Below are 19,054 nucleotides of genomic sequence, written 5' to 3'. Positions count from 1 at the left end.
AGCTCCCGAGGAGAGAACCACCGTGCAGACCCTGGACTTCACCGTCACCGGCATGACCTGCCAGCACTGCGTCGCCTCCGTCACCGAGGAGGTCAACGAGCTCTCCGGCGTGCAGGAGGTCGACGTCGACCTGGCCACCGGCCGGCTGCACGTCGTCGGCGACGTCACCACCGACCAGGTGCAGGCCGCCGTGGCGGAAGCGGGCGACTACACCGCCCAGCCGGCATGAGCGCCGGGCCCCAGGCGGAACGACCGGCAGCCGGGGCCCCGGCTGCCGGTGAGGGCCTGGTTGCCGAGGACGAGGTCCGCCTCGAGATCACCGGCATGACCTGCGCGAGCTGCGCGAACCGGATCGAGCGCAAGCTCAACAAGCTCGACGGCGTGCAGGCCAGCGTCAACTACGCCACCGAGGCCGCGACCGTCCGGTTCGACCCGGCGCGGGTCGACCCCGACCAGCTGGTGGCCACGGTCGCTGCCGCCGGCTACTCCGCCGCGCTGCCGGCCCCGCCGGTCACCGAGGACGACGCCGGGGCCCCGGACGAGGCGGCCCGGACGCCGGAGGCCGCGCTGCGGCAGCGGCTGCTGGTCAGCGCCGCGCTCACCCTGCCGGTCCTGGTGCTGTCGATGGTCCCGGCGCTGCAGTTCGACAACTGGCAGTGGCTGGCCCTCACCCTGGCCAGCCCGGTCGCGGTCTGGGGCGCCTGGCCGTTCCACCGCGCCGCGGTGGTCAACGCCCGGCACGGCGCCAGCACGATGGACACCCTGGTCTCGATCGGGATCAGCGCTGCCTACCTGTGGTCGCTGTGGGCGCTGTTCTTCGGTGACGCGGGGATGCCGGGCATGCGGATGGAGTTCACCCTCCTCCCCGAGCGCGGCGCCGGCACGCACGAGATCTACCTGGAGGTGGCCGCGGCGGTCACCGTCTTCCTGCTCGCCGGCCGCTGGGCCGAGGCGCGCGCCAAGCGCCGGTCCGGGGCCGCGCTGACCGCCCTGCTCGAGCTGGGGGCCAAGGACGCCGCGGTGCTGCAGGACGGGCGCGAGGTGCGGGTGCCCATCGCCCAGCTCGCCGTGGGGATGCGGTTCGTCGTCCGGCCGGGGGAGAAGGTCGCCACCGACGGCGTCGTCGTCAGCGGCAGCTCCGCGGTCGACCTGTCGATGCTGACCGGGGAGAGCGTGCCGGTCGAGGTCTCCGCCGGCGACCGGGTCACCGGGGCGACGGTCAACGTCGGCGGCCGGCTGGTCGTCGAGGCGACCCGGGTGGGCACGGACACGACGCTGGCCCAGCTCGGCCGACTGGTCACCCAGGCGCAGAGCGGCAAGGCGCCGGTGCAGCGGCTGGCCGACCGGGTCTCGGCGGTCTTCGTCCCCGTCGTCCTGCTCATCGCGGTGGCCACCCTGGTCACCTGGCTGGTCGTGACCGGCGACGTCACGGCGGCCTTCACCGCCGCGGTCGCCGTGCTCGTCATCGCCTGCCCGTGCGCCCTGGGCCTGGCCACGCCCACCGCACTGCTGGTCGGCACCGGTCGCGGCGCCCAGCTCGGCGTGCTGATCAAGGGCCCGGAGGTGCTGGAGAGCACCCGTCGGGTCGACACCGTGCTGCTGGACAAGACCGGCACCGTCACCACCGGGCAGATGAGCCTGGTGGAGGTGGCCGGGCACCCGGAGACGCTCCGGCTGGCGGCTGCGGTGGAGGCCGGCTCCGAGCACCCGATCGCCCGGGCGATCGTCGCCGGCGCCGGGGAGCTCCCCGAGGTCGAGGGCTTCGCCAGCGAGCAGGGGATCGGCGTGCAGGGCCGGGTCGAGGGCCGGGACGTCGTCGTCGGCCGGACCTCGGCGATGCCGGGCCCGGTGCCGGCCGACCTGGCCGCGGTGGTCGAGCGGGCCGAGCAGGCCGGGCAGACCGCCGTCCTGGTCGCCGTGGACGGCGCGGTCGCCGGGGTCTGCGTCGTCGCCGACACCGTCAAGCCCACCAGTGCGGCGGCGATCGTGCGGCTGCGGGAGCTGGGCCTGGCCCCGGTGCTGCTGACCGGTGACAACGCCGGTGCCGCCGCGGCCGTGGCCCGCTCGGTCGGGCTGGACCCCGACCGCGGGGAGGTCGTCGCCGGGGTGCTGCCCGCGGGCAAGGTCGACGTCGTCCGGGAGCTGCAGGCGCAGGGCCGGGTGGTGGCGATGGTCGGGGACGGCGTGAACGACGCCCCCGCGCTGGCCCAGGCCGACCTCGGGCTGGCGATGGGCTCGGGCACCGACGTCGCGATCGAGGCCAGCGACCTGACGCTGGTGCGCGCCGACCTGGACGCCGCGGTCGACGCCGTCCGGCTCTCCCGGCGGACCCTCGCGGTGATCAAGGGCAACCTGTTCTGGGCGTTCGCCTACAACGTCGCGCTCGTGCCGTTGGCCGCCCTGGGGTTCCTCAACCCGCTGCTGGCCGGGCTGGCGATGGCGGCGTCCTCCGTGCTGGTGGTCACCAACAGCCTGCGGCTGCGGGCCTTCCGGTCCAGCGCGCCGGCGGCCTGAGGCCGCCGGCGCAGGCGGGGGCTCAGGCCGCGCGGCGGGCCTCGACCAGCGGCAGGACGACGTCGGTGAGCACCTCGTCGGCGAACTCGACCGGGACCGGCCCCCCGCCGAAGAGCCAGCGCTGCAGGATCGGCGAGCTCGCCGTCGAGGCCACCGCGGTGCCCAGCGCAGCCGGGTGCACCTCGCCGCGGGCCTCGGCCCGCTCCCACACCTGACGGAACGTCGAGCTCCAGACCTCCATCGGGCCCTGGTGGAAGGCCTGGCGGAGCTCCGGCTCGTGCGGCAGGGCCGACAGCAGCGACAGCGTGGCGGCACCGAGCGGGCCGTTGACCGCCTCGACCAGCCAGCGCAGCAGCAGCCGGAGGTCGCCCTCCAGCGAGCCGGTGTCCGGCGGCTCGATCGACTTCTCGCTCAGCTCGGCCACCGCGTCGGCGACCAGCTCGGACTTGGTCCGCCACCGCCGGTAGATCGTGGCCTTGCCGACGCCGGCGGCCGAGGCGACGGCGTCCATGGTCAGCGCCCCGTAGCCGGACTCTGCCAGCACCTGGAGGATCGCCGCCCGGATGGCCCCGTCACGGGAAGGGTCGCGGGGCCGGCCGCCACGGCCGGAGGGAGCACCGTCGGCGGGAGTAAGGGGAGGCACACCTGGGACAGTAGCCGAGTTGATCTTCAGCGGCGTGTGATGCCCCGCAAGCCGGACGCGGTGGTACCCGGGTCCGCGCGCCTGCGTGTTCGCGGGGTCACCGTCGGTCATCCTGCAGCAGTGAACGGGCCTGCCGACGTCGTCCGTCCCTCCTGGGAGACCCCCCAGCGCGCTCGCCGGCTGTTGCTGGCCAGCACGCTCAGCCACGTGCTGCCCAGCATCTCCCGGATCGCCGGGGCGATGGGGCTGCGGATCGGCACTGCGCCCGGTCTGCTGGACATCGTCGACGACGAGGGCGGCCGGCGGGTCGACCGGCTGTTCCAGCGGCTGGCCCGCGAGCTCACCGCCGCCGAGACCGAGGCCGTCCGGGTGACCACCGACCCGCCCGGCGACGGGGTCGCCCTGGCCACCCGGCTGCTCACCGCCCCCACGCTCGCCGTCGAGCTGGCCCGCCGCGGGGTGACCGTGGAGATGGCACTGCTCACCGATGCCGAGCTGTGGCCGGTCTACCAGCCGATCATGTCGCTCACGACCGGTGGCATGGTCGGCCACGAGGCGCTGCTGCGCGGCCGGGTGGACGGGCGCGAGGTCGGCGGCGGCGACCTGTTCTTCCTCGCCCAGCGGGCCGGCTGGCTGCGCCGGCTGGACCGGGTGGCCCGCGAGGCGGCGATCCGCGGCGCGGCCGGGTGGCTGGGCAGCGCCGACCTCTACGTGAACTCCGACCCGGCAGCCGTGCACCGGCCCTCGGTCTGCCTGGCCAGCACCGAGCGGGCGGTGCACGACAGCGGCATCGACCCACGGCAGCTGGTCTTCGAGGTGGTCGCCTCGCACGCGGTGATCGACCACGAGCACCTGCTCTCGGTGCTGGAGCACCACCGGTCGCTGGGCTGGCGGGTCGCGCTGGACGACGTCGGCGTCGGCTGGTCGAGCCTGGCGCTGGTCAGCGTGGTCCGCCCCGACGTCGTCAAGCTCAGCAAGACCCTGGTGTGCCGGCTGCACGAACCCGGTGCGCACGCCATCGCCCGGGCCCTCACCGAGCTGACCCACCTGCAGGGCGGTGTGGTGGTCGCCGAGGGGATCGAGTCCGAGCGGATCGCCGACCAGGCGCGTTCGGTGGGGGCCGACCTCGGGCAGGGCTGGCTGTTCGGCCGGCCGGTGCGCCCGGAGCCCGAGGCCGAGCCGGAGCTCGCCTTCGCCTGACGCAGGCCCAGCCCGTCATCGGTGATCAGGTCCCCTGATCGAACACGGTCCCCCCACACCAGCGTTGGTGCGGGGGGACAGTCGGTGATCAGGGCACCTGATCGAACCTGGGACGGCGTGGCGGATCAGGGGCAGCCGGCGTTCCAGCTGGTCAGCGCAGGCCACTCGTGCTCGAACCCGAGCGTGCCGTACCGGCCGGTGGCGAGGGGGAGCAGCGCGCCCTGCTCGGGGCCGAACCCGATCCAGCGGGCGGCGAGGACCCGGAGCACGTGCCCGTGCGCCACCAGTGCGACATCGCCGTCGGCGAGCAGCGGGCGGGCCTTCTCCAGCACCCGGTCGACCCGCTCGGCCACCTGCGCCAGCGTCTCGCCCGGGGTGTCGCCGGGGACCGTGCCGTCGTGCCACAGCGACCAGGACCGGCCGACCCGCTCGCTGATCTCCGGCGTCGTCAGCCCCTCCCAGCCGCCGTAGTCCACCTCGACGAGGTCGGGCTCCAGCCGGGTGTCGATGCCGTCCTCGAACAGACCGGCGAGCTCGGCGGTGTGCCGGGCCCGGACCAGCGGGCTGACGAAGGCGTGCGTGATCTCCCGCTGCTCGAGCACCGAGCGCAGCCGCCGGCCGTCGTCCTCACCGTTCGGCAACAGCGGCAGGTCGGTCAGGCCGGTGTGCTGCCCGCTCGCGCTCCACTCGGTCTGTCCGTGCCGGACGACCACCAGTTCACCCACGGTGTTCCTTCCCCGCGGGGACCGGTACCGGCCCCGCCTCGGTTGCGTTCTCGGTCCGGCCACCGGCGGATGCCGTGCCGGCCACTGCCATGACGATCACGGAGCCCAGGATGACCAGCAGCGGTGCGCTCCAGCCACCGCTCGCCTCGTGCACGGTGCCGATCACCAGGGGGCCGGTCGCGGCCACGACGTAACCGCCACCCTGCACCATCGCCGAGAGCCGGCGGTTCTCGGTCAGGTCCCGGGACCGGCGCACGATCGCGATGAAGACGACGGTGATGCCACCACCCTGGGCGATCCCGGCCAGCGAGCACCACAGCGCCCACTGCGACGGGGCGGTCAGCAGCCCCAGCGGCAGCGCGGCCCAGACCACGGTCACCGCGAGCAGCACCAGTGACGGGCGCTTCCACCAGGCCACCAGTGCGGGCACGGCGAAGGCGCCGACGACGGCGAACACCTGGAACAGCGCGGAGCTGGCGCCGGCGGCCGCCCGGGTCATCCCGTTCACGTCGGCCAGCAGGGTGGGCAACCAGGCGGTCGCCCCGTAGTAGCTGAACGCCTGGCCGGCGAAGGCCAGCGTCAGGCCCCAGGCCGCCGGCTGTCGCCAGACCGAGCGGCCGGGCTCGACCGGTGCCGGCGGCGGCGCGGTGCCCGCCGCCTCGGCCGCGGCGGTGCGGGCGACCTGCTGGCGCAGTGCGGCGGTCCAGACGGTGGCCGCGACGACGACCAGGAGCCCCCAGGCGGCCAGGGCCAGCTGCCAGCCGACCAGGTCGGCGAGGGGGGCGGTGAGCGCGGAGGTGAGCGTGGAACCGATGTTCAGGGCGGCGGTGTAGGCGGCGGTGACCACGTTGGTGGCACCGGGGAAGTCGCGGCCGATGACGACCGGGACGACGACGTTGCCGACGGTGATCGCCAGGCCCATGACGACGGTGCCCGCGATCGCCGCCGTTGGGCTGCCCAGCGAGCGGAGCAGCGTGCCGGCGAGGACCCCGGCCATCGAGACGACGACCGCGCGGTGGACACCCGTGCGGGCGATGAGCAGCGAGGCCAGCGGGGCGGCCAGTCCGAAGCAGAGCACCGGGATGCTGGTCAGCAGCCCGATCGTGCCGGTGGAGAGCTGCAGGTCGGCCCGCATGGCGTCGACCACGGGGGCGATCGCCACCAGCGGGCCGCGCAGGTTCAGTGCGACCAGGACCACCCCGGCGAGCAGGAGGAACGGCAGGGCCGTCGTCCCGGCCCGCCCTCTCGGCTGGGCCGGCCCCCCTCGTTGCACCGGGCCACCTTCCTCCAGCCGTGGGTGCTGGTCGACGGCGGGGGACGGCGGGTGGGGCCGGTCACAGTCGGCGGAGACGGGAAGGGTCGACGAACACGACTGCTTGTGCACAACACGACCCGCTGGCACGGCCACGGGCACCGGACACCCGACGCGCAGGAGGACCCATGACGACCGCCACCACCCCGCAGACCTTCGACCTCGGTGGGGACCTGACCGTCCACCGCCTCGGCTACGGCGCCATGCAGCTCACCGGCCCCGGTGTCTGGGACGAGCCGGCCGACCGGCCGGGCGCGATCGAGGTCGTGCAGGCCGCGATCGAGGCGGGGGTCGACTTCATCGACACCGCCGACTCCTACGGCCCGCAGGTCAGCGAGCAGATCATCGCCGAGGCGGCGTTCCCCTACCCCGACGGCCTGGTCATCGCCACGAAGGCCGGGCTGACCCGGACCGGCCCCGGCGTGTGGCCGGTCTGCGGTCGCCCCGAGTACCTCACCCAGCAGGTCGAGCTCTCGCTGCGCAACCTGAAGGTGGACCGGATCGACCTGATCCAGTTGCACCGGATCGACCCGCAGGTGCCGCTCGCCGACCAGCTCGGCGCCTTCGCCGACCTGAAGGAGCAGGGCAAGGTGCGGCACATCGGCGTCTCCGAGGTCTCCGTCGACGAGCTGAAGGCCGCCCGCGCGATCACCGAGATCGTCAGCGTGCAGAACCTCTACAACCTGACCAACCGGCAGTCCCAGGACGTGCTGGACTACGCCGAGGCCGAGGGCATCGCCTTCATCCCGTGGTTCCCCATCGCCACCGGTGACCTGGCCAAGCCCGACAGCCCCGTCGCCGCCGTGGCGAAGGAGCTCGACGCCACCCCGTCGCAGGTCGCGCTGGCGTGGCTGCTGCAGAAGTCGCCGGTGATCCTGCCGATCCCGGGCACCAAGTCGGTCGAGCACCTGACCGAGAACCTCGGCGCTGCGCAGCTCACGCTCTCCGCCGACGAGATGGCCCGGCTCGACCAGCTCGCGTAGTCGTCCGTAGGACGACGGTCTGCTGGACCCCCGGTCGCGATCCCCGCGCCCGGGGGTTCAGCATGTCGGCATGGACAACGATGTCTTCCGCCAGGTCAGGGACGCCGTCCGGCAGCTGGTCCGGGAGGTGGTCGTCCCCCGCGAGGAGGAGATCGACCTCGACGACCGGATCCCCGACGAGCTGCGCAGCGCCGCCGCGGAGATGGGCCTCTTCGGCTACGCACTGCCCGAGGAGCACGGCGGCCTCGGCGTCACCATGAGCGAGGACGTCCAGCTGGCCTTCGAGTTCGGCTACACCACACCGGCGTTCCGGTCGCTGTTCGGCACGAACAACGGCATCGCCGGGCAGGTGATCGCCAAGTTCGGCAACGAGGAGCAGCAGAAGACGTACCTGCCGAGGCTGGCGGCGGGGGAGCTGATCGGCTCCTTCGCGCTCACCGAGGCCGAGGCCGGCTCCGACCCGGCCGGGCTGCGCACCTCCGCCCGCCGGGACGGCGACGGATGGGTGATCAGCGGCGGGAAGCGCTACATCACCAACGCGCCGATCGCCGACCTCTTCGTCGTCTTCGCCCGCACCGACCCGGCCGAGCGCGGTGGCCGGGGCATCTCCACCTTCGTGGTGGACGCCACCGCCCCCGGGGTCACGGTCGGGCCCAAGGACAAGAAGATGGGCCAGTCCGGCGCCTGGACCGCCGAGGTGTTCTTCGACGAGGCCCGGGTCGACGCCGGGGCGCTGATCGGCGAGGAGGGCCGCGGCTACGCCAAGGCGCTGACCGTGCTCTCCCGCGGGCGGCTGCACATCGCCGCGCTGTGCGTCGGGATGGCGCAACGGGTGCTGGACGAGTCGGTCGCCTACGCCGCCACCGCGAAGCAGGGCGGGGCGCCGATCGGCCGCTTCCAGCTGGTGCAGGCGATGCTCGCCGACATGCACACCGAGCTGCTGGCCGCCCGCAGCATGGTGGTCGACGTGGCCGCCCGGTACGACTCCGGCGAGGACACCTCGGTCGGCCCCTCGGCCGCGAAGCTGTTCTGCAGCGAGATGGTCGGCCGGGCCACGGACCGGGCGGTGCAGGTGCACGGCGGGCTGGGCTACCTGCGGTCGACGCCGGTCGAGCGCTTCTACCGCGACGCCCGGCTGTACCGGCTGTACGAGGGCACCAGCGAGGTGCAGAAGGTGATCATCGGCAACGCGCTGCTCCGCGCCGCCGGCATGCCCCGCAGCTGACCGCCCCGACCAGGCACAGGAGGCTCTTCACCCGCTCTGCACCGAGAAACCGGGTGAAGAGCCGCCTATGCCCAGGACGGGCGACGGCGGTTAGGCCGGGGTGTGCTCGGGGCCGGTGCCGGCGTGCAGCAGCGGGCCGGTGTGGCCTTGGCCCTTCCCCAGCGCGGCCACGAACTCGCGGAGCAGGTCGCCGCCGCGGTGCCGGGCGACCCACTCCAGGTCGGTGCGGGCACGCGTGGTGTCCAGCGGCGGCACTCCCAGCCCGAGGTCGAGCCAGCCGGGTTCGATCTGCAGCAGGTGCGCGAGGAACGCCGCCTGCATGCCGGTGCGCAGCACCGGGGCGGGCACCGGTACCCGACGCACGCCCAGCGCCCCGGCCAGCCCGTCGGCGTCGAAGTTGGGCGGGGCCGAGAGGTTGAACGGCCCGGGCGCCCGGCGGTCGAGGATCCGGGCGATCGCGTCGGCGACGTCGTCGGCGTGCACGAACCCGAGGTGCAGGGAGCTCGGCAACGGCAGGGGCAGCAGCTTGGCCACCGCCCCGGGCAGGGCCCGCGCCGCCGGGAAGAAGACGGGGCCGAGGAAGTACCGGCCGATCTCACTGGCCGCATCGGGCTGCAGCACCAGCGTCGGGCGGGTCACCGAGACGGTGGTGCCGGGGTGCGCGGCGTCGAAGTCCCGCACGTCCTGCTCGCACTGCACCTTCTGCCGGCTGTACTGGGAGCTGGGGACGCCGGTGGTGGGCCAGTCCTCGCGCACCGGGTGGGTCTGCGGGCCGGCGGCGTAGGTGCCGATCGAGGACATGTGCACCACGTGCCGGACGCCCGCGGCGCCGGCGGCGTCGAGCACCCGGCGGGTGCCCTCGACGTTCACCGCGTGCAGCACCTCGGGCTCCCGGTCGGGGGTCAGCGCCCAGGCCAGGTGGACGACGGCGTCGACGCCGTCGAGGAACTCGGCCAGCACCGGCTCGCTGTCCGCGGAGCCCAGGTCGGCGCGGTACCACCGCACCCCGGCGTAGGGCTCCTCTTCCGGTGGACGGCGGCGGGCCAGCCCGCGCACCTCGGCCACCCCGGTGTCGGCGAGGGAGCGCAGGACCGCCGTCCCCACGTTGCCGCTCGCGCCGGTGATCGCCACGGTCATGCCCGGGAGGAGTCCGCTGTTCAGCTCTGCCATGTCCTCGCGCTACCCGCGCCACCCCGCCGTCACCCGTCGCCTGACCGGAGGATCAGTGCTGCGCGACCTCGGGAGCCCGATCCTCCAGCGCCAGCCCGCGGAGCTCCGGCAGACCCCGGGTCGCGACCGCCGCCATCAGGAAGAACGCGGCGAAGATGCCGAACACCAGGCCGGTCCCACCGGCGGCGAGCAGCGGGGGGACGCTCAGCGGTGCCGCGATCGAGGCGATCCGGCCGAACCCGGCCGCGGCGCCGGCGCCGGTGGCCCGCAGGGCGGTTGGGTAGACCTCCGGCGTGATGGCGTACAGCGCGCCCCAGGCACCCAGGTTGAAGAAGGACAGCACCATCCCGGTGACCAACACGGCGGTCTCCCCGGCCGCTACGGCGAACAGCCCGGCGCCGACCGCGGAGCCGACCAGGAAGGTCGACAGCGTCGGCCGTCGTCCCCAGCGCTCGATGAGGAAGGCGGCCGCGGCGTAGCCCGGGAGCTGGGCCAGCGTGATCAACAGGGTGAACCCGAAGGACCGGACCAGGGAGAACCCGGACTCGACCAGCAGGGTGGGCAACCAGATGAAGGCGCCGTAGTAGGCGAAGTTGATCCCGAACCAGACGGCCCACAGTGCGGCGGTGCGCCGCCGGGTGCCGGCGGCCCACAGCGCCCGCGGCCCGGGTGGGGTGCTGGGCTCGGGGGCCGGCGAGGGCACCGCTGCCACGCCGGCCGCCCGCTCGAAGCGGCGCACGGCCGCCTCGGCCTCGGCTTCCCGGCCGCGGAGCTCCAGGAACCGGACCGACTCCGGCAGCCCCCGCCGGACGACGATGGCGTACAGCGCGGGGGCCGCCCCGAGCGCGAAGGCCCAGCGCCAGCCGGCGTCGCTGCGCGGCACCACGAAGTAGCCGATCAGCGCCGCGAGCAGCCAGCCGACTGCCCAGAAGGCCTCCAGGGCGACGACCACCCGGCCGCGCAGTCGCGCCGGCGCGAACTCGCTGACCAGGGTGGACGCCACCGGCAGTTCGGCACCCAGTCCCAGGCCGATGAGGAAGCGGAACACCAGCAGGGCACCGACCGACCAGGCCAGGGCGGCCGCCCCGGTCGCCAGGCCGAAGACCAGCAGGGTCAGCGCGAACACCTGGCGCCGCCCGATCCGGTCGGCGAGCAGTCCGCCCAGCGTGGCGCCCAGCGCCATCCCGACGAAGCCGATCGAGCCGATCCAGGACAGCTCGGTCGGCGTGAGGGACCACTGCACGGCCAACGCTGCCATCACGAAGGAGATGAGGCCGACGTCCATCGCGTCGAGGGCCCAGCCGATCCCGGAGCCGATGACGAGCTTGCGGTGCTCCCGGGTGACGGGGAGTCGGTCCAGCCGTTCGGCCCGGGTGAGGGGGGCAGCGGTCGACGTGTGCTCGGTCCGGTGATCGGCACTCATCCTCGGCGCCTACCCGCGCGGTGCGGCGGTCTAGTCACGGCTCCCGGCGGGTGTCAGCCGGCCGTGCGCACGTGCGCGGTGATCAGCTCCGCGGTCCGCTCGGCGGCCAGCTCGGGGACCCAGTGGCCGACGTCCTCGAGCACCTCCAGGGCGTACGCGGCGGCGACGAAGGCGGCGGTCGCCTCGGTCGCGGCCCGTCCCAGGTAGGGGTCCCGGGCACCCCAGACGTGCAGGGTCGGCACGCTCACCGGGCCCACCGGTGCACCGCCGGCGAGCGGCAGCGCACGGTACCAGTTCAGCGCCGCGGTGAGCGTCCCCGGCTGGCGCATCCGGGCCACGTAGCGGTCGACCAGGTCGGCCGGCAGCCCGCCCTGGCCCAGCGTCCGGCGCAGCACCGCGCCCTGGCCGGCCAGCAGCGTGGCCTCCGGGACGGCGGGCAGCTGGAAGAACCCGACGTAGGCGGACCGGACCGCCTGGTCGCTGTGCCGCACCGCCTGGGTCATCGCCGCCGGGTGCGGCACCGACAGGGCGGTCAGCGTGCGCACCCGCCAGGGGTGCCAGGCCGCCAGCGCCCACGCCGCGATCCCGCCCCAGTCGTGGCCGACGACGTGCGCGCTGGAGAGGCCGGCGGCGTCCAGCAGCGCGAGCACGTCGTCGACGACCGCCCGCAGCCGGTAGGCCGACCGGCCGGTCGGCCGGGCGCCGGGGGAGTACCCGCGCTGGTCGGGGGCGAGCGTGCGCAGCCCGGCCTGGTGCAGGGCCGGGCTCAGCCGGTCGAAGGCGCCGGCGTCCTGCGGGAAGCCGTGCAGCAGGACGACGGGCTCGCCGTCGGCCGGCCCGGAGTCGCGGACGTCGAAGACCAGGTCGCCGTGCCGGAAGGTGTCCATGCCCGGCTCACTGCCCGCTGTGTCCGGGGCCCACGCGCCGAACAGCGTCTCAGGAGGCGTCCGGGTCGATCAGCGCCAGGCCGGAGGCAGGGTCGTGCCGGCGTTGCAGGTGCCGTGCGCCGGTGGTGACCACCACCTCCAGGGTCGGGCGGGTCACCGCGCGGAGCAGGTGCCCGCCGACGGTGGACCCGTCCCGGCGGCCGCACACGACGTGCGCGTGCACCTGCCAGCCACCCTCGCCGTCCCGGGTGATGTCGCCGGCCAGGGTCAGCACCTCGACCTGGTCGGGCACCGGGATCTCGACGTACTCCTGCTCGTCGATGTCGTAGTACCCGAGCGTCGCCGAGGAGAAGGCGCCGATGCCGGTGAAGGAGCTGCCCGGCAGGTCGTTCTCCTCGGCCCAGCCGGCGAGCCCGGCCACGACCTCGTCGTCGGTGGCGAGGACGACGGCGTGCTGCCGTGGCGGGCCGTCGGTGAGCAGCCGCGTCCGCATCCGGCGTCAGCTGCCCAGCCGGGCCTTGAGCATGGCCTTGCCCTGCTCGCCGCCCTTGCGGCTCTCGTTCTGTGCCTTGCGGAAGAACTCCGCCAGCTCGGAGTCGCCGGCGCGTTCGGCGTCCTGGACGTAGGTCTCCAGGCGGAGCGCGTTGTCCAGGCTCGCCTGGGTGAACCAGAGCAGGTTGTAGTCCTTGTCAGCGGTGCCGGTGACGTTGCCGGTCTCGTGGGTGCTCATGGCGTGGTCCTCCGTTCCATCGGTGATGTGGACCACTTCTCCCTACCCCTTCGAACCCGATCGAACATCCGGACCGGGCTCTGTGCACCGGCCCGATTCGGGGCGGGTCGTCGTTTTCGGTCCCGGGTCACGGGTAGGCGGGCGAAGGACGATGAAGTCGACGCGAGGGGATCTCGCCATGAGTCGCACTGTCGCTGACGTCCTGCTGGAACGACTGCACGAGTGGGACGTCGAGAAGGTCTTCGCCTACCCGGGGGACGGGATCAACGGGATCCTGGCGTCCTTCGGCAAGCAGGACCACCTGCAGTTCATCCAGTCCCGGCACGAGGAGATGTCCGCCTTCGAGGCGGTCGGGTACGCCAAGTTCACCGGCCGCGTCGGGGTCTGCATGGCCACCTCCGGCCCGGGGGCCATCCACCTGCTGAACGGCCTCTACGACGCCAAGCTCGACCACGTGCCGGTCGTCGCGATCGTCGGCCAGACCGACCGCAGCGCGATGGGCGGCTCCTACCAGCAGGAGGTCGACCTGCTGTCGCTGTTCAAGGACGTCGCCCACCACTACGTGCACGTGGTCAACGTCCCCGAGCAGCTGCCCAACGTCCTGGACCGGGCCATGCGGATCGCGGCCGCCGAGCACGCGCCGACGGCGATCATCATCCCGGCCGACGTGCAGGAGCTGGACTACAGCCCGCCGACGCACGAGCACAAGATGGTGCCCTCCGGGGGTGTGCACACCTCCACGCCGCAGGTGACCCCCGACGACCCCTCGATCCGCGCCGCCGCCGACCTGCTCAACGCGGGGGAGAAGGTCGCGATGCTCGTCGGGCAGGGTGCCCGCGGTGCCCGCGCCGAGGTGGTCGAGGTCGCCGACCTGCTCGGCGCCGGCGTCGCGAAGGCGCTGCTCGGCAAGGACGTGCTCCCCGACGACCTGCCGTTCGTGACCGGGTCGATCGGACTGCTGGGCACGCGCCCGACCTGGGACATGATGAAGGACTGCGACACCCTGCTGACGGTGGGCTCGAACCTGCCCTACAGCGAGTTCTTCCCCGAGTACGACCAGGCCCGCGGCGTGCAGATCGACCACGACGCGAAGTTCATCGGGATGCGCTACCCCTACGAGCTGAACCTCGTCGGTGATGCGGCGGCCACGCTGCGGGCGCTGATCCCGCTGCTGCAGCGCAAGCAGGACCGGTCCTGGCGGGAGGGCATCGAGGACGGCGTCCGGCGGTGGTGGGAGACCATCCACATGCGGGCGATGACCGACGCCGACCCGGTCAACCCGATGCGGCTGTTCTGGGACCTGAACGACCGGCTGCCCGGCAACGCGATCCTCACCGCGGACTCCGGGTCGGCGGCGAACTGGTACGCCCGGCACCTGCGGTTCGGCCCGGACAACCGGGGTTCGCTGTCGGGCACCCTGGCCACCATGGGGCCGGCCGTGCCCTACGGCATCGGCGCGAAGTTCGGCCACCCGGACCGGCCGGTCATCGCCTTCGCCGGTGACGGCGCGATGCAGATGAACGGCATGGCCGAACTCCTCACGATCGCCCACTACTGGCAGGAGTGGACCGACCCGCGGCTGGTCGTGGCGGTGCTGCACAACAACGACCTCAACCAGGTGACCTGGGAGATGCGGGCCATGGGCGGGGAGCCCAAGCTGGCGGAGTCGCAGACCCTGCCGGACGTCTCCTACGCGGCCTTCGCCGCCGGACTGGGGTTCGAGGCCATCACGGTCGACGACCCCGACCAACTCGGGCCCGCCTGGGACCGGGCGCTGGCCGCCGGGAAGCCGGCGGTCATCGACGTGCTGTGCGACGGGGACGTCCCGCCGATCCCGCCGCACGCCACGCTGGAGCAGATGACCGAGACCGCCAAGTCGCTGTTCAAGGGCGACGAGAACGCCTGGGGAGTGGTCAAACAGGGCGCCAAGACCAAGATCCAGGAGTTCCTGCCGCACCGGAGCTGAGCCGTGGCCACCACCGACCTCCCCGATCCACGCACCGTGTGGCCGAGCCCGGCCGGTCGGCAGGACGTGGACGTGGCCGCGCTGGAGGCGGAGCTGTGCCGCCGGGTCGACGGCGAGGTGCGGTTCGACGCCGGCACCCGGGGCGCCTACTCCACCGACGCGTCGAACTACCGCATCCCGCCGCTGGGTGTGGTCGAGCCCCGCACGGTGGAGGACGCCGTCGAGGCGGCGGCGGTCTGCCGCGAGCACGGGGTCCCGCTGCTGTCCCGCGGCGGCGGGACCAGCCTGTCCGGCCAGACCACGAACGCCGCCGTCGTCCTGGACTGGAGCCGGCACTGCAACCGGCTGGAGTCGGTGGACGTCGACAGCCGGACGTGCGTCGTGGAGCCGGGCATGGTGCTGGACCACCTCGACGACCGGCTGGCCGAGCACGGCCTGACCTGGGGGCCGCAGCCGGCCACCCACTGGACCTGCACGGTCGGCGGGATGCTCGGGAACAACGCCTGCGGCTCGTCGGCGCAGATGTACGGCAAGGCCGTGGACAAGGTCTCCCGACTGGAGGTGCTCCTTGCCGACGGCACCCGGATGTGGGTGGGCCCCACGTCGGACGAGGAGCACGCCCGGGTCGTCCAGGCCGGCGGCCGCCCGGCCGAGGTGTACCGGGGTCTCCGCGAGCTGCGGGACCAGCACCTGGCCCAGATCCGGACCGGGTACCCGCAGATCCCGCGGCGGGTGTCGGGCTACAACCTGGACTCGCTGCTGCCGGAGAACGGCTTCGACCTGGCCCGGGCGCTGGTCGGCAGCGAGGGGACGCTGGTGACCGTCCTGCGCGCCGAGCTGCAGCTCGCCGAGCTGCCGGGGCACCGGCGGCTGGCCGTGCTGGGCTACCCGGACGTGGTGACCGCCGGTCGGGAGGTCACCCGGGTGCTGCCCTGGCGACCGCACCGGCTGGAGGGCGTCGACGACGTCCTGCGGCGGAACCAGGCCGAGGAGGGGATGAACCCGCGGGCGCTGGAGAAGCTGCCCGAGGGGGACGGCTGGCTGCTCGTGGAGCTCGCCGACGACGACCCCGACGAGCTCGGCCGGCGGATGGACGGGCTGGTCGCGGACGTCTGTGCGGCGCCCGAGCCGCCGTCGGTCCTGGTGCTGGACGACCCCGCGGAGCAGGCCGACCTCTGGGCGTTCCGGGAGGCCGGGCTGGGCGCCACGGCGCACCCGCCGACCGGGCGCGACACCTGGCCCGGCTGGGAGGACTCCGCGGTCGCGCCGGAGGACCTGGGGTCCTACCTCGCGGAGCTGCGGGACCTGCTGGACCGGCACGGGCTGACCCCCGCGTCCACGTACGGGCACTTCGGGCACGGCTGCGTGCACCTGCGCATCCCGTTCGAACTCGGTTCCCCCGGTGGCGCCGCGGGCTACCGGGCCTTCCTGGAAGAGGCCGCGGACCTGGTCGTGGGCTACGGCGGCTCGCTGTCGGGCGAGCACGGCGACGGGCAGGTCCGGGGTGAGCTGCTCGGGAAGATGTTCCCCCCGGAGCTGATCGGCGCGTTCGAGCGGATGAAGGAGCTGTTCGACCCGGAGAACCGGATGAACCCGGGCAAGGTGGTCCGCTCCCGCCCCCTGGACGCGGACCTGAGGCTCACCACCGAGTATCCGGCGTGGGAGCCGGAGGTGGCGTTCGGCTACCCGGAGGACGGCGGCTCCTTCGCGCAGGCGGCGGCCCGCTGCGTGGGCGTCGGCAAGTGCCGGGCCACGCTCGGCGAGGGTGCCGAGGGCGCGGTGATGTGCCCGAGCTACCAGGTCACCGGCGACGAGGTGCACTCCACCCGGGGCCGGGCCCGCCTGCTGTTCGAGATGCTCCGCGGCGACGTCGTCCGGGACCGGTGGCGGTCCACCGCCGTCCGGGACGCCCTGGACCTGTGCCTGGCCTGCAAGGGCTGCAAGAGCGACTGCCCGGTCGACGTCGACATGGCGACCTACAAGGCGGAGTTCCTGTCCCACCACTACGCCGGCCGGGTGCGCCCGCGGACCCACTACTCGCTGGGCTGGCTGCCGCTGGCAGCCCGCGTCGCGGCGCTGGCGCCCCGGGTCGTGAACGTCGCGACCCAGACGCCGGGGTTGCGCCGGATCGCCCAGGCCGTCGGCGGGCTCACCCCCGAGCGGGAGCTGCCGCTGTTCGCGCACGAGCGGTTCACCCACTGGTACCGCGAGCGCGGACCGCGCGGGGACGGCCGGCGCGGTGAGGTGCTGCTGTGGCCGGACACCTTCACCGAGTTCTTCCACCCGGCCATCGGCCGGGCGGCGGTCACGGTGCTGGAGGACGCCGGCTTCCGGGTGCGGCTGCCGGAGCAGGAGCTCTGCTGCGGGCTCACCTGGATCTCCACCGGCCAGCTGGGCGTGGCCGCCCGGGTGCTGCGGCGCACGGCGCAGGCGCTCGGCCCCGCGGTGCGGGACGGGGTGCCGGTGGTCGGGCTGGAGCCCAGCTGCACCTCGGTGTTCCGGGCCGACGCACCCGAGCTGCTCCCCGAGGACGAGGACGTGCGCCGGCTCGCCGAGACCACCCGCACCCTCGCCGAGCTGCTCACCGAGCGGGCCCCGGACTGGGCACCGCCGGCGGCCGAGCGGGCGGCGATGGTGCAGACCCACTGCCACCAGCACTCGATCATGGGCTTCGACGCCGATCGGGAACTCCTGCGGAAGGCCGGGCTCGACGCCGACGTGCTGGACTCGGGCTGCTGCGGGCTCGCCGGGAACTTCGGGTTCGAGCCCGGTCACCACGAGGTCTCGATGGCCTGCGGCGAGCAGGTCCTGCTGCCGGCCGTACGCGAGGGTGATCCCCGGTCGGTGGTGCTGGCGGACGGCTTCAGCTGTCGCACCCAGATCGAGCAGGGCGACACCGGGCGGCGGGCGGTGCACTCCGCGGAGGCGCTGGCCGGCCTGGTCGAGGGGGCGCGGCTGGGCGAGCTCCCCGAGCAGGTGCTGGCCGACCGGCCGCGGCCGCCGGGCAGGGTCGCCCAGGGCGCGGTGCTGGCCGCCGCGGCCGGCCTCGCGGTGGGGGCGGCAGCCAGCGGGCTGCGCCGGGTGAGCGGCTGATGCCCGCGCGACCAGGGGATCGCGGGACGCCGTCGGACCCGCGGGTCGACGCCGTGGAGGTCGCCGTCTACCGGCTGCCCACGGACCGCCCGGAGGCGGACGGGACGCTGAGCTGGGACGCCACCACCGCCGTCGTGGTGCACGCCTCCGGCGGCGGCAGCACCGGGGTCGGCTGGACCTACGCCGACGCCTCGGCCGCGGCGGTGGTCCGCGGTCTGCTGGCCGAGGTGGTGCTCGGCTGCCCGGTGCTCGACCCGCCGGCCGCGGCGTTCGCCATGGCACGGGCGGTCCGCAACGCCGGCGCGCCGGGTCTGGTGGCGATGGCGATCTCGGCGGTCGACGTCGCCCTGTGGGACCTGAAGGCGCGGCTGCTCGACGTCCCGCTCGCCGGTCTGCTCGGTGCGGTGCGCCCGGACGCCGCGGTCTACGCCAGCGGCGGCTTCACCAGCTACGACGACGACGCCACCCGCGACCAGCTCGGCGGCTGGCTGGCCGCCGGCCACGACCAGGCGAAGATCAAGATCGGGGAGTCGTGGGGGACGGCGGTTCCCCGAGACCTCGCCCGCACCCGGCTGGCGCGCGAGGTGCTGGGGGACGACGTCGCCCTGCTCGTCGACGCCAACGGTGGCTACACCGCGAAGCAGGCGGTCCGGGTCGGCCGGGAGCTCGACGACCTCGGCGTCGTGTGGTTCGAGGAGCCGGTCTCCTCCGACGACCTGGCCGGGCTGCAGCTGGTCCGCGAGAGCCTGGACTGCGACGTCGCCGCCGGGGAGTACGGCGCCCGGCTGCCCGACTTCGCCGCCCTGTGCGGTGCCGGTGCGGTCGACTGCCTGCAGGTGGACGCCAGCCGCTGCGGCGGCGTGACCGAGTGGATCCGGGCCTGCGCCGTGGCCGCCGGGCACCAGCTGGAGGTGTCGGCGCACTGCGTGCCCACCTTGCACGCGCACCTCGGGCCGGCGACGCCGAACCTGCGGCACCTGGAGTGGTTCCACGACCACGAGCGGTTCGAGCGGCGGCTCTTCGACGGCGTCGTCGAGCCGGTCGGCGGTCGCGTCCGGCCCCGGGGTGACGCACCCGGGCTGGGGCTCTCGCTGCGCACCGAGGACATCGAGGACCTCCGCATCGGCTGACCGGTGCGGTCCGGCGCCCGCGGACCTCGTGGGCGCCATCCGAGGAACGAGGA

At 74.2% G+C, this 19,054-nt stretch carries 16 protein-coding genes; 8 read left to right on the top strand and 8 right to left on the bottom strand.

Annotation, left to right across the window (positions count from 1 at the left end; genetic code table 11):
• Nucleotides 1-22: 22 nt before the first annotated feature.
• Together O2W20_RS15645 and O2W20_RS15640 are read left to right on the top strand one after the other, a co-directional pair.
• Nucleotides 23-229 carry a heavy-metal-associated domain-containing protein gene (locus tag O2W20_RS15645; protein WP_269171258.1) on the top strand — a complete coding sequence of 69 codons (207 nt, stop codon included), beginning with the start codon at nt 23-25 and terminating at the stop codon, nt 227-229.
• Nucleotides 226-2,514, top strand: a complete 2,289-nt coding sequence (locus O2W20_RS15640) for a heavy metal translocating P-type ATPase (protein WP_442928937.1) — start codon at nt 226-228, stop codon at nt 2,512-2,514. The genes O2W20_RS15645 and O2W20_RS15640 overlap by 4 nt, the downstream gene beginning before the upstream one ends.
• Before the next feature lie 22 nt (nt 2,515-2,536).
• On the opposite strand, the gene O2W20_RS15635 is transcribed toward O2W20_RS15640, so the two are convergent.
• A complete protein-coding gene (locus O2W20_RS15635; protein WP_269171259.1) occupies nt 2,537-3,157 on the bottom strand; it encodes a TetR/AcrR family transcriptional regulator in 621 nt (206 codons plus the stop codon).
• Between the two features lie 120 nt (nt 3,158-3,277).
• Between O2W20_RS15635 and O2W20_RS15630 the strand changes: the two genes are divergently transcribed.
• Nucleotides 3,278-4,357 carry an EAL domain-containing protein gene (locus O2W20_RS15630; RefSeq protein ID WP_269171260.1) on the top strand — a complete coding sequence of 360 codons (1,080 nt, stop codon included), beginning with the start codon at nt 3,278-3,280 and terminating at the stop codon, nt 4,355-4,357.
• A gap of 125 nt (nt 4,358-4,482) precedes the next feature.
• Here O2W20_RS15630 and O2W20_RS15625 read toward each other — a convergent pair whose 3' ends face one another.
• Together O2W20_RS15625 and O2W20_RS15620 are read right to left on the bottom strand one after the other, a co-directional pair.
• On the bottom strand, nt 4,483-5,082 hold the full coding sequence (locus O2W20_RS15625) for a histidine phosphatase family protein (RefSeq protein WP_269171261.1): 600 nt from the start codon (nt 5,080-5,082) through the stop codon (nt 4,483-4,485).
• On the bottom strand, nt 5,075-6,355 hold the full coding sequence (locus O2W20_RS15620) for an MFS transporter (RefSeq protein ID WP_269171262.1): 1,281 nt from the start codon (nt 6,353-6,355) through the stop codon (nt 5,075-5,077). Before O2W20_RS15620 ends, O2W20_RS15625 begins: the two co-directional genes overlap by 8 nt.
• 167 nt (nt 6,356-6,522) lie before the next feature.
• Between O2W20_RS15620 and O2W20_RS15615 the strand changes: the two genes are divergently transcribed.
• Both O2W20_RS15615 and O2W20_RS15610 read left to right on the top strand, forming a co-directional pair.
• A complete protein-coding gene (locus O2W20_RS15615) occupies nt 6,523-7,377 on the top strand; it encodes an aldo/keto reductase (protein ID WP_269171263.1) in 855 nt (284 codons plus the stop codon).
• Between the two features lie 70 nt (nt 7,378-7,447).
• Entirely contained in the window at nt 7,448-8,602 is a 1,155-nt protein-coding gene (locus O2W20_RS15610; protein WP_269171264.1) for an acyl-CoA dehydrogenase family protein, read from the top strand.
• A gap of 90 nt (nt 8,603-8,692) precedes the next feature.
• Here O2W20_RS15610 and O2W20_RS15605 read toward each other — a convergent pair whose 3' ends face one another.
• The 5 genes from O2W20_RS15605 to O2W20_RS15585 are packed head-to-tail and all read right to left on the bottom strand — an operon-like array spanning nt 8,693 to nt 12,812.
• On the bottom strand, nt 8,693-9,772 hold the full coding sequence (locus O2W20_RS15605; RefSeq protein ID WP_269171265.1) for an NAD-dependent epimerase/dehydratase family protein: 1,080 nt from the start codon (nt 9,770-9,772) through the stop codon (nt 8,693-8,695).
• 52 nt (nt 9,773-9,824) lie between these two features.
• Nucleotides 9,825-11,195: an MFS transporter gene (locus O2W20_RS15600; protein WP_269171266.1), complete on the bottom strand. Its 1,371-nt coding sequence runs from the start codon at nt 11,193-11,195 to the stop codon at nt 9,825-9,827.
• Nucleotides 11,196-11,248: 53 nt separating this feature from the next.
• The gene (locus O2W20_RS15595; protein ID WP_269171267.1) at nt 11,249-12,082 is read right to left on the bottom strand and encodes an alpha/beta fold hydrolase; all 834 of its coding nucleotides are present in this window, start codon (nt 12,080-12,082) and stop codon (nt 11,249-11,251) included.
• A 49-nt stretch (nt 12,083-12,131) separates the two neighbouring features.
• Entirely contained in the window at nt 12,132-12,575 is a 444-nt protein-coding gene (locus O2W20_RS15590; protein ID WP_269171268.1) for a PPC domain-containing DNA-binding protein, read from the bottom strand.
• A gap of 6 nt (nt 12,576-12,581) precedes the next feature.
• Nucleotides 12,582-12,812, bottom strand: a complete 231-nt coding sequence (locus tag O2W20_RS15585) for a hypothetical protein (RefSeq protein WP_269157368.1) — start codon at nt 12,810-12,812, stop codon at nt 12,582-12,584.
• Between the two features lie 178 nt (nt 12,813-12,990).
• Between O2W20_RS15585 and O2W20_RS15580 the strand changes: the two genes are divergently transcribed.
• The 3 genes from O2W20_RS15580 to O2W20_RS15570 are packed head-to-tail and all read left to right on the top strand — an operon-like array spanning nt 12,991 to nt 19,001.
• Nucleotides 12,991-14,778 carry a thiamine pyrophosphate-requiring protein gene (locus O2W20_RS15580; RefSeq protein ID WP_269171269.1) on the top strand — a complete coding sequence of 596 codons (1,788 nt, stop codon included), beginning with the start codon at nt 12,991-12,993 and terminating at the stop codon, nt 14,776-14,778.
• Between the two features lie 3 nt (nt 14,779-14,781).
• Entirely contained in the window at nt 14,782-17,871 is a 3,090-nt protein-coding gene (locus O2W20_RS15575; protein ID WP_269171270.1) for an FAD-binding and (Fe-S)-binding domain-containing protein, read from the top strand.
• Nucleotides 17,871-19,001, top strand: a complete 1,131-nt coding sequence (locus O2W20_RS15570; RefSeq protein ID WP_269171271.1) for an enolase C-terminal domain-like protein — start codon at nt 17,871-17,873, stop codon at nt 18,999-19,001. Before O2W20_RS15575 ends, O2W20_RS15570 begins: the two co-directional genes overlap by 1 nt.
• Nucleotides 19,002-19,054: the final 53 nt, after the last annotated feature.

Source organism: Modestobacter sp. VKM Ac-2982, from assembly GCF_026967935.1.
In the GTDB taxonomy this organism is placed as follows: domain Bacteria; phylum Actinomycetota; class Actinomycetes; order Mycobacteriales; family Geodermatophilaceae; genus Modestobacter.
Note: the sequence above shows the minus strand (reverse complement) of the source record. Positions and strands in the feature narration are given on the sequence as shown.

What these genes read in the sequence shown, in the direction of transcription:
- O2W20_RS15640 (WP_442928937.1), top strand. Translation starts at nt 226, where the DNA reads ATGAGCGCCGGGCCCCAGGCGGAACGACCGGCAGCCGGGGCCCCGGCT.
- O2W20_RS15615 (WP_269171263.1), top strand. Translation starts at nt 6,523, where the DNA reads ATGACGACCGCCACCACCCCGCAGACCTTCGACCTCGGTGGGGACCTG.
- O2W20_RS15610 (WP_269171264.1), top strand. Translation starts at nt 7,448, where the DNA reads ATGGACAACGATGTCTTCCGCCAGGTCAGGGACGCCGTCCGGCAGCTG.
- O2W20_RS15605 (WP_269171265.1), bottom strand. Translation starts at nt 9,772, where the DNA reads ATGGCAGAGCTGAACAGCGGACTCCTCCCGGGCATGACCGTGGCGATC.
- O2W20_RS15600 (WP_269171266.1), bottom strand. Translation starts at nt 11,195, where the DNA reads ATGAGTGCCGATCACCGGACCGAGCACACGTCGACCGCTGCCCCCCTC.
- O2W20_RS15595 (WP_269171267.1), bottom strand. Translation starts at nt 12,082, where the DNA reads ATGGACACCTTCCGGCACGGCGACCTGGTCTTCGACGTCCGCGACTCC.
- O2W20_RS15590 (WP_269171268.1), bottom strand. Translation starts at nt 12,575, where the DNA reads ATGCGGACGCGGCTGCTCACCGACGGCCCGCCACGGCAGCACGCCGTC.
- O2W20_RS15585 (WP_269157368.1), bottom strand. Translation starts at nt 12,812, where the DNA reads ATGAGCACCCACGAGACCGGCAACGTCACCGGCACCGCTGACAAGGAC.
- O2W20_RS15580 (WP_269171269.1), top strand. Translation starts at nt 12,991, where the DNA reads ATGAGTCGCACTGTCGCTGACGTCCTGCTGGAACGACTGCACGAGTGG.
- O2W20_RS15570 (WP_269171271.1), top strand. Translation starts at nt 17,871, where the DNA reads ATGCCCGCGCGACCAGGGGATCGCGGGACGCCGTCGGACCCGCGGGTC.